This window comes from Streptomyces sp. NPDC004111, from assembly GCF_042874215.1.
Taxonomy (GTDB): Bacteria; Actinomycetota; Actinomycetes; order Streptomycetales; family Streptomycetaceae; genus Streptomyces.
Genome location: NZ_JBIAMU010000016.1, coordinates 212137 through 222198, shown reverse-complemented (window position 1 = coordinate 222198; position 10062 = coordinate 212137). Strand labels below are relative to the sequence as shown.

General features: G+C 71.6%; 5 protein-coding genes. 1 reads left to right on the top strand and 4 read right to left on the bottom strand.

The window, feature by feature from the left end:
* Positions 1 to 221 precede the first annotated feature (221 nt).
* Entirely contained in the window at positions 222 to 4121 is a 3900-nt protein-coding gene (locus ACFYVL_RS29535; RefSeq protein ID WP_389250133.1) for a DNA-directed RNA polymerase subunit beta', read from the top strand.
* 75 nt (positions 4122 to 4196) lie between these two features.
* On the opposite strand, the gene ACFYVL_RS29530 is transcribed toward ACFYVL_RS29535, so the two are convergent.
* From ACFYVL_RS29530 to ACFYVL_RS29515, 4 genes are read right to left on the bottom strand one after another with little or no spacing between them, the layout of a single operon-like run.
* Positions 4197 to 5696: a M48 family metalloprotease gene (locus ACFYVL_RS29530; RefSeq protein ID WP_389250131.1), complete on the bottom strand. Its 1500-nt coding sequence runs from the start codon at positions 5694 to 5696 to the stop codon at positions 4197 to 4199.
* A 42-nt stretch (positions 5697 to 5738) separates the two neighbouring features.
* On the bottom strand, positions 5739 to 6836 hold the full coding sequence (locus ACFYVL_RS29525) for a hypothetical protein (protein ID WP_389250129.1): 1098 nt from the start codon (positions 6834 to 6836) through the stop codon (positions 5739 to 5741).
* Positions 6833 to 9127 (bottom strand): hypothetical protein, encoded by a 2295-nt coding sequence (locus tag ACFYVL_RS29520; protein WP_389250127.1) that lies wholly within the window; start codon positions 9125 to 9127, stop codon positions 6833 to 6835. The genes ACFYVL_RS29525 and ACFYVL_RS29520 overlap by 4 nt, the downstream gene beginning before the upstream one ends.
* Positions 9124 to 9984, bottom strand: a complete 861-nt coding sequence (locus ACFYVL_RS29515; protein WP_389250125.1) for a hypothetical protein — start codon at positions 9982 to 9984, stop codon at positions 9124 to 9126. The genes ACFYVL_RS29520 and ACFYVL_RS29515 overlap by 4 nt, the downstream gene beginning before the upstream one ends.
* Positions 9985 to 10062 lie beyond the last annotated feature (78 nt).

The following is a 10062-nucleotide window of genomic DNA, read 5'->3' as shown; positions in this document are numbered from 1 at the left end:
CCGCCCCCGGGCGGCGGGCTGCAACCCCCCCCCCCCCCCCCCCGGGGGGGGGGCGCGGGGGCGCCCGGGGGGGGGGGGGGGGCGGGGGGGGGGGGGGGGGGGGGCCCCCCCCCCCCCCCCCCCCCCCCCGGCCCTCCCCGGACCCGTTCAGACCATTTGAAGTGCCCATGAATCTCGCGCAAGCGAGGGGCTCGAACCCCCGAAAGAGGGATTGACGACAAGTGCTCGACGTCAACTTCTTCGACGAGCTGCGGATTGGCCTCGCCACCGCGGACGACATTCGTACCTGGTCCCACGGCGAAGTGAAGAAGCCGGAGACCATCAACTACCGCACGCTCAAGCCCGAAAAGGACGGACTCTTCTGCGAGAAGATCTTCGGTCCGACCCGGGACTGGGAGTGCTACTGCGGCAAGTACAAGCGTGTCCGCTTCAAGGGCATCATCTGTGAGCGCTGCGGCGTCGAGGTCACTCGCGCCAAGGTGCGTCGTGAGCGGATGGGCCACATCGAGCTGGCCGCGCCCGTCACGCACATCTGGTACTTCAAGGGCGTTCCCTCGCGCCTGGGCTACCTGCTCGACCTCGCGCCGAAGGACCTCGAAAAGGTCATCTACTTCGCCGCGTACATGATCACCTTCGTGGACGAGGAGCGCCGGACGCGCGACCTGCCCTCGCTGGAGGCGCACGTCTCCGTCGAGCGTCAGCAGGTCGAGAACCGTCGTGACTCCGACCTGGAGGCCCGCGCCAAGAAGCTCGAGACCGACCTGGCCGAGCTTGAGGCCGAGGGTGCCAAGGCCGACGTGCGCCGCAAGGTGCGCGAAGGTGCCGAGCGGGAGATGAAGCAGCTCCGCGACCGCGCCCAGCGCGAGATCGACCGCCTCGACGAGGTGTGGAACCGCTTCAAGAACCTCAAGGTCCAGGACCTGGAGGGCGACGAGCTCCTCTACCGCGAGCTGCGTGACCGCTTCGGCACGTACTTCGACGGTTCCATGGGTGCGGCTGCTCTGCAGAAGCGCCTGGAGTCCTTCGACCTGGAGGAGGAGGCCGAGCGCCTCCGCGAGATCATCCGTACCGGCAAGGGCCAGAAGAAGACCCGTGCGCTCAAGCGCCTCAAGGTCGTCTCCGCGTTCCTGCAGACCAGCAACAGCCCCAAGGGCATGGTTCTGGACTGCGTCCCGGTCATCCCGCCGGACCTGCGTCCGATGGTGCAGCTGGACGGTGGCCGCTTCGCGACCTCCGACCTGAACGACCTGTACCGCCGCGTCATCAACCGCAACAACCGCCTGAAGCGCCTTCTCGACCTCGGTGCCCCCGAGATCATCGTGAACAACGAGAAGCGCATGCTCCAGGAGGCCGTCGACGCGCTCTTCGACAACGGCCGTCGTGGTCGCCCGGTCACGGGCCCCGGCAACCGTCCGCTGAAGTCGCTGTCCGACATGCTCAAGGGCAAGCAGGGCCGCTTCCGTCAGAACCTCCTCGGCAAGCGTGTGGACTACTCCGCGCGTTCCGTGATCGTCGTCGGTCCGCAGCTCAAGCTGCACCAGTGCGGTCTGCCGAAGGCGATGGCGCTGGAGCTCTTCAAGCCGTTCGTGATGAAGCGCCTGGTCGACCTGAACCACGCGCAGAACATCAAGTCGGCCAAGCGCATGGTCGAGCGCGGCCGGACCGTCGTCTACGACGTTCTGGAAGAGGTCATCGCGGAGCACCCGGTTCTGCTGAACCGTGCGCCCACGCTGCACCGCCTCGGCATCCAGGCCTTCGAGCCGCAGCTGGTCGAGGGCAAGGCCATCCAGATCCACCCGCTCGTCTGCACCGCGTTCAACGCGGACTTCGACGGTGACCAGATGGCCGTGCACCTGCCGCTCTCCGCGGAGGCGCAGGCCGAGGCCCGCATCCTGATGCTGTCCTCGAACAACATCCTGAAGCCGGCCGACGGTCGTCCCGTCACCATGCCGACCCAGGACATGGTGCTGGGCCTGTTCTTCCTCACCACGGACGAGGAGGAGCGCAAGGTCGTCGGCGACGGCCGGTCCTTCGGCTCCACCGCCGAGGCGATCATGGCGTTCGACGCCCGGGAGCTGTCGCTCCAGGCGAAGGTCGACATCCGCTTCCCGATCGGCACCGTCCCGCCGCGCGGCTGGACCCCGCCGGTGGCGGAGGAGGGCGAGCCCGAGTGGCAGACCGGTGACTCCTTCCGTCTCCGTACGACGCTGGGCCGTGCGCTCTTCAACGAGCTGCTGCCCGAGGACTACCCGTTCGTCGACTACTCGGTGGGCAAGAAGCAGCTCTCCGAGATCGTCAACGACCTGGCGGAGCGCTACCCCAAGGTGATCGTGGCGGCGACGCTCGACAACCTGAAGGCGGCCGGCTTCCACTGGGCGACCCGTTCGGGCGTCACCGTGGCCATCTCCGACGTCGTCGTGCCCGAGGCGAAGAAGGCCATCGTCCAGGGCTACGAGGCCCAGGACGAGAAGGTCCAGAAGCAGTACGAGCGCGGTCTCATCACCAAGGAAGAGCGCACGCAGGAACTCATCGCGATCTGGACCAAGGCAACCGCCGAGGTCGCCGAGGCGATGAACGCGAACTTCCCCAAGACGAACCCCATCTTCATGATGGTTGACTCGGGTGCCCGAGGAAACATGATGCAGATGCGTCAGATCGCCGGTATGCGTGGTCTGGTGTCCAACGCCAAGAACGAGACGATCCCGCGTCCCATCAAGGCGTCGTTCCGCGAGGGCCTGTCCGTGCTGGAGTACTTCATCTCCACCCACGGTGCCCGTAAGGGTCTCGCCGACACCGCCCTGCGTACCGCCGACTCGGGTTACCTGACCCGTCGTCTGGTGGACGTCTCGCAGGACGTGATCATCCGCGAGGAGGACTGCGGCACCGACCGCGGCCTCAAGCTGAAGATCGCGGAGAAGGGTGCCGACGGCATCCTCCGCAAGACCGAGGACGTCGAGACGAGCGTGTACGCACGCATGCTCGCCGAGGACGTCGTCGTCGACGGCAAGGTCATCGCGCCCGCCAACGTCGACCTCGGTGACGTGCTCATCGACCAGCTGGTCATGCACGGCGTGGAGGAGGTCAAGACCCGCTCGGTCCTGACCTGCGAGTCCGCGGTCGGCACCTGTGCCTTCTGCTACGGCCGCTCGCTGGCCACCGGCAAGCTCGTCGACATCGGTGAGGCGGTCGGCATCATCGCCGCCCAGTCCATCGGTGAGCCGGGTACGCAGCTCACCATGCGTACCTTCCACACCGGTGGTGTGGCCGGTGACGACATCACCCAGGGTCTGCCCCGTGTCGTCGAGCTCTTCGAGGCTCGTACGCCCAAGGGTGTCGCCCCGATCTCCGAGGCCAAGGGCCGCGTGCGGATCGAGGAGACCGAGAAGACCAAGAAGATCGTCGTCACCCCGGACGACGGCAGCGAGGAGACGGCGTTCCCGATCTCCAAGCGCGCCCGTCTGCTGGTCGGCGAGGGCGACCCGGTCGAGGTGGGCCAGAAGCTCACCGTCGGTGCGACCAACCCGCACGACGTGCTCCGGATCCTCGGTCAGCGCGCGGTCCAGGTCCACCTGGTCGGCGAAGTCCAGAAGGTCTACAACAGCCAGGGCGTGTCGATCCACGACAAGCACATCGAGATCATCATCCGGCAGATGCTCCGCCGCGTGACGATCATCGAGTCCGGCGACGCGGAGCTGCTGCCGGGCGAGCTCGTCGAGCGCTCGAAGTTCGAGACCGAGAACCGTCGTGTGGTCACGGAAGGCGGCCACCCGGCCTCCGGCCGTCCGCAGCTGATGGGTATCACCAAGGCCTCGCTGGCGACGGAGTCGTGGCTGTCCGCGGCTTCCTTCCAGGAGACGACCAGGGTCCTGACGGACGCGGCGATCAACGCCAAGTCCGACTCCCTGATCGGCCTCAAGGAGAACGTCATCATCGGTAAGCTCATCCCGGCCGGTACGGGCCTCTCCCGCTACCGCAACATCCGGGTCGAGCCGACCGAGGAGGCCAAGGCCGCGATGTACTCGGCCGTCGGCTACGACGACATCGACTACTCGCCGTTCGGCACGGGCTCCGGCCAGGCCGTTCCGCTGGAGGACTACGACTACGGTCCGTACAACCAGTAAGGCGTACGTACGTCACTGAAGGGCGCCCACTCCGCTTCGTGCGGGGTGGGCGCCCTTCGGCGTGTGCGGGGCGGGTCAGGGGGCGGTCAGGTGTGCGCGCAGGCGGTGCAGGCGGTCGGTGGTGTCCGGGTGCTCCGCCAGCAGCCGGGTGACCAGCGGGGCGGGCTCCCGGGGGCGTTCGCGTTCGTCGCCCAGGGCCGCTTCGAGTACGTCGGCGAGAGGGCGCCCGTAGCCCAGGCGGGCGGCGTACCGGTCGGCCCGGAACTCGGCCCGGCGGGCGGCGGCGCCGATCAGGAAGGGTGCCGCGAGCATGGCGAGCGGCAGGCCGTACGTCGCGGTGGTGAAGAACCAGGCGCACAGGGCGAGGCCGGCCAGGGCGACGGCCGCGGCGGTGCCGGGACGGGAGCCGCGGCGGTACCGGTACCCCTCGTCGTAGCGGTCGCGCCGGTGCGGTCGGTGGCCCGGCCCGCGCTGGCGGTCGTACCGTTCGTACCGCTCGTACCGGTCGTACGTGCCGTGGTCCAGGTCGTCGTCGCGCCGCCAGGACCTGGCGCTGTGCCACAGCGTCACCAGCAGCAGCCGCAGCAGGTCCCAGAGCTTGCGGGCGGGCAGCCCGTACCAGCGGCCCAGCAGATACGCCCAGGTGTGCCCCTCCTGCTGGTGGCTCAGCTCGTGTGCGAGGACCGCGGCCAGCTGGCGGGGATTCAGCACGTCCAGCGCCCGACGGGTCACGGCGACGACGTGGCCCCCGGCGGCCAGGGCGTTGAGCTCCCCGCTCTCCTCCACCCAGAGCCCGTACCTGTCGCCGTCGACGCCGGCCAGGGCGGTGACCTCCTGCCAGGCCGGGTCGAGCTTGGCCCGGTCGTACAGGGACGGGCGGCGCAGCCGCAGCAGATACCGGCACAGCAGGTCCTCGGTGGGCCGGTGGAAGACGAGGACGCCGGTCGACAGCCAGGCCAGCAGCGGCAGCCAGCCGAGCGGCCCCAGGAACAGGAACGACACCTTGCCGATCAGCAGTGCCGAGCACAGCAGCCAGGGGAGGTGCAGCAGGAGCTGTCCCAGGGCGGTGGCGTCGAGGCGCCGGCGGCGGGTGGTGAGGCGCAGACGGTGCTGGGCGGGGTCGGCGCGGAGTTCGGCGGGGCCGGGCCGGGCGGAAGGGGGCGCGGGCTCGCCGGGCAGGGGCGGAAGGCCGTCGGGGCCGGGCTCGCTCGGGGACAGCGAGGTGAATTCCCACGGGTGGAAGCCCTCCGGGGGCTCGGGGTAGGGCAGCTCGTCCGCGTGTTCGACGGGCCGCTCCTCGCGCCGCGCGGGCTTCGGGGGCTTGGCGGGGGACGGATGGGTGCGGCGGGGGCCCGGGGCCGGGCGGTCCCGTTTGCTACGGCTGTCGCGCGGGGCCGGGGTGCGCCGGGCCCCGCGCCGCTCGGCCGGTGAGCTCCGGTCCTTCCTCGGCGGGCGCGAGGCCGGCTGCGGGACGGTGTCCCGGACCTTCGCGAGATCGGGCAGGTCCCGGGAGGCCGGGGGCCGCGGGCGGTTGTCGGGGTCGGGAGGGGGCTCGGGCGGTGTTTTCCTGTTCATGGGTGACTCCTGGCAGGGAGTGTGCGAGCGGGAGACGGGGTGTCAGTCGCGGTACGTGTCCGGGCGGTCCGGCTCCGGCCGGTCGTCCGGGAAGAAGCCGTCGGCGTCGCGGCGCGGGGCCTCGGCGGACTCCGTGCCGGGCCGGTCCGCGGAGGCGTCGGTGACGTCCAGCGCGGGCAGCGGGGCCAGGCCGGGCGGCAGGGACTGGGAGAAGGCGCCCTCGATGAACCGGAACAGCAACTGCTTCGGGGTCTCCAGCTCGTACGCCTCCAGCTTGTCGCTGCGCAGGAGCTCCTTGACGACCTCGTACTGGCTCCTGATCAGCTCGATCTGCTGCTCGGACAGGCTTTCGAAGGCGAGCTGTGTGTCCGTGGGGTGTTCGGCGAGGTGCAGGGCCCAGGCGGTGACCTCGCCCCGGTTCAGATACTGCTGGTAGTAGGCGACCTTCTTGTCCAGGTACGTACGCAGGACCGCCTCCTGCTGTTCGTCGATCTCCGCGCGCTCGTACGCGTCGTACTGGTCGCGGCGGGCCGTCGCGTGCGCCCTGGTCTGGGCGTCCACCGACAGCCACAGGTCGCACCGGACCCGCAGCCCCTGCTCGGCCCCGAAGGGACCGGCCTCCTCCAGGGCGGCCCGCGCCGCTGCCTCGGCCTCCTCGGCGTGCCGTACCCAGTGCGTGGCGGTGACCGGATGCACCGCCCGGCGCAGGGCGCCCACCAGCAGGTCCGGGACGTTCCGCTCCCCGGAGACCACGTACGCGACCGGGTCGCGCACCTGCCACTCGAAGTCGGCGCGTGCGTCGAAGGCGAAGGACCGGTCGTCACTGGGCAGTTCCAGCCTCCGGCCGAACCGCTGCACGCCGGTGTCCACCTCGTACATCGCGGTGAACCTGCCGCTCGCGATGTCCGACCTGCTCGGCCGGCGCGGCGGGAGGTAGGCGCGGTAGAGGTTCGCGGTGGTGGTGAGGACCAGGGCGTGGTCGGCCCCGGCGGGCAGCCGCCGGGCGGCGTACTCGTAGCGTCCGAGGCTGCGGACGCTCAGCACCGCGTCGTTCAGCCGGTCCTGGCGGTCGGCCGGGCGGTGCGGGAAGGGGCCGGGCGGCTCCATCGGGTCGGGCTCGGTGAAGGCGGTGGTGGTCATCGGGTGCTCCTTCCGTGGCGCAGGGGGGCGGGTACGGAGGCGGGCGGGGCGTGGAACCCGGGCGTCCGGCGGAGCCGGCCGGCCACCGGGGGAGGTGGGCCGCCGTCCTCGTCGGACATGGTCCGCAGCAGGTGGTCGATCCGGTGCCGGCCGAGGGGATCCCCGGCCAGTGCGGGCAGCAGCGAGGCGAGGGCCGCCTCCGCGGCCGGGTTGCGGTCCGCCTCGCGCACCCACTGGCACAGGGCGTTCAGGGCGTCCCCGGTGCGGTCGCGGTCGCTCAGTACGTCGTTCCAGAGCGCGGCCATGTCGGGGAGAACGGCCGGTCCGGCGGAGGAGGGCGAGGCCGCCTGCCACTGGGCGTGGGCGTCGGTGTACCAGTCCAGGACGCCGGCCTCCGTGTCGGCGGCGCCCAGTTCCTTGCAGGCGTACAGGAACGCGTCTCGCGCCAGATGCCGTACCGCCGGCTCCCTGGCCCTGAGCAGTACGGCCAGTTCGCGCACCATCGCGGCGGTGTCGCCCGAGGTCAGCAGCAGTGCCGCCGAAGCGGCCAGGTGCTCCTGCTCCTGCTCCCCGCACCCCTCCTGACGGGCCCGCCTGACCAGTGCGGACAGCGCCTCGGGGCCCAGCTCCGGGCGCAGTCCGGCGAGCAGTGCCCAGGCCCGGATGCCGGTCCAGCGCAGCCCGTCGCGCCGGTCGTCCGCGCACCACTGGTTCATGATGTGCCGCACGGCGCTCACACCCAACAGCTCAGCCATGACCAGGGAGTTGGCGGCCACCAGCCGGGACCCGTACGCGTCGGACGCGGCCCACGGCCCGACCAGCAGCGCCATCGCCGACGACAGGTCCGCGTGGGCGAGCGCGGCGGTCGCCGCCGCGGACCGGGTGCGGACCAGGGGCCGCTCGTCGTCGGCGAGGCCGCGGACCCAGTCGGTGAGCGCGGGCCGGGTGGAGGGCTGGCGCACCCACGCCTCCGTGAGCAGGGTGCGCGCGGTCAGCGCGTTCTCGTACCGCGCCATCGTCTGGGGCACCGGACCCCACGCCGTGGACTCCTCGCCCTCGTAGGCCTGCGCCCTCACCTGCCGCAGCCGGTCCTCGGGGGACGGGCCGAAGACCTGCAGGTCGGGCGGTTCGTCCGGGCCCGCGATCCTCTTCAGCCGTATGAAGAGCGGATCGGCGAACTCGGCCGCCAGCGGGTAGGGAGCCCGGTCGAACACGGCCAGCGACAGCAGGAAGCCCTTCTCCCGCAGCGGGAGTTCGGGGTCGCCGAACCAGGTGCGGATCTGCTTCTCCACTGCGGACCGGCCGAATCCGGCCAGTGCTGACCGGGACGCCTCGCCCCGCAGGTGCCGCGCCAGCAGGTCCGCGAACGCGCTTGTCTCGCCGATCCGGTGCCCGCCCTCCAGGAACCCCGCCGCGGACTCGTCGCGGGACAGCCGCGCGGCGTCCTCCTCGCCGACCAGCGGCGTCAGCTGCGCGCACAGCGCCTCGGCGGCCGACGGCGGCTCCCAGGCGGTCGGCACCACGTCGGCCAGGCTGGCCGCCGGACCCGTCGTGATGACCAGATGGCCGCCGTGCTCCTTCAACTCCTCCTGGAGAGCGAGCAGGTGTACGTGGGCGAAGGGGCGGGTCCGGCTGGTCGAGAGGTCGCACACCAGATGGCCGGCCCCCTCGGTGAGCCGTCCGCGCAGCGCCGCGGGGGAGGCTCCGGAGTCCAGGAACCGCACCGTCGGGTGGCCCAGCCGGTGCAGCAGCACGCTCGCGGCGGCCTTCCGGCCGGAGGAGTGCGGGCCGGACAGCACGAGCACCCTCTCCTCGCGCAGCCGCTCCAGGGCGTCCGCGAAGACCGGTCCCTCCGCGAAGGCCCCGGCGATCCGGTCCAGGGCCTCGGCGGAGAGGGTGCCGGAGGCGTACGCGGGGCCTGCCGGGGCGCTGTGGTGATGGACGACGTCGCCCAGGTGGACCTTGCCGTGAAAGGCGCCCCCGGCGATGCCGTGCTGGTCGCCCCGGATGCGGGAGCCGCCGAAGGCGGGGGCGGTGCCCGCGATGAACTCGGGCATGTGGTCGACGAGTTCGCGGCGGGCGGCGCGCGCGTTCTGCGCCTCGGCGGGCTCGGCCGGCGCCTGCTGCTCCTGGCCGTCCTGCCGGTCTCTCTCGTCCCTGCCCTCGCGCGGGTCGTCCGGGCGCACGGGGTCCTTGCCCCGGCCCTGCCCGCTCCGGGGCCGGCCGCCCCGGGCGGCCTTGCCGGGGGCGGCTGCGGCGGCGGGGTCGGGGGAGGACTGGGGGCCGCTCACCGGGGTCCGTCCCGGTTGATGCCGCCGAAGTTGACCGGCGCGTGGAAGGTGCCGCCCGCGATTCCGGTCTGGTCGCCCTTGATGTCGCTGCCCTGGTAGGTCGGGGCGGCGGGGGATTCCGCGGCCGGAGGCTCTTCAGGGACCTCTTCGGCGGTCTCTTCCACGGCTTCCGCGACGGGCTCATCGGCAGGCTCCTTGGCGCGCCGTGCCTCGTCCGGCGGCGGGGTGGGGCTCTCACCGGCGGCCGGCGGGGACCCGTACAGCCACGCCTCCATCGGCCCGTTCTTCCCCTCCAGCACCACCGGATGGAACTTCTCCGCCGGGATCCCCGGGTGGTTGTGCCGCACGATGCCCCGGTGGACGGGGTCCGAGACGCACAGGGCGAAGTCGTCCCCGCTCCGTACGAGGGCGTCGCGCAGCTGCTGTGCGTCGAGCAGCCGGAAGGCGAAGTTGAGGTCGGCGCCCACCCAGCCGTTCTCGTCGATCGCCACGTACCCCGTGGCGAGCACCGCGCGCAGCCGGATCTGCGCACTCGCGGACGCCGTGCGGTTGGTGGCCCGCAGCTGGGCCGGGGTCTCGTTCAGGAGGGCGCGCAGCAGGGCGGGCAGGGAGGCGTTCGCGTCGATCAGCTCGATCACGCAGTCGCCCTGGTCGGCCCGCAGCCGGCGGGTGACCTCGATGCCCGCCGCGTGCAGGGTGCGGTCGGCGACGTCGTACATCATCCGGCGGAGAAAGGCCTGTTCGACGTCGTCGCGGTGGCTGTAGCGCTCGATGTCGAGCAGCAGGATGGTCCGGTTGACCGGGTCCTGGAGGCGGGGAGCTTGAAACTTCTTCGGGGTCCTGCCCTTGGGTGTCATGCACGGCAGAGTGGCCCGGCGGCCCGCGCCCCGGTGAGGGCGGACGACGCACTCGAAGTGTGACCGTGTGCACTGAGC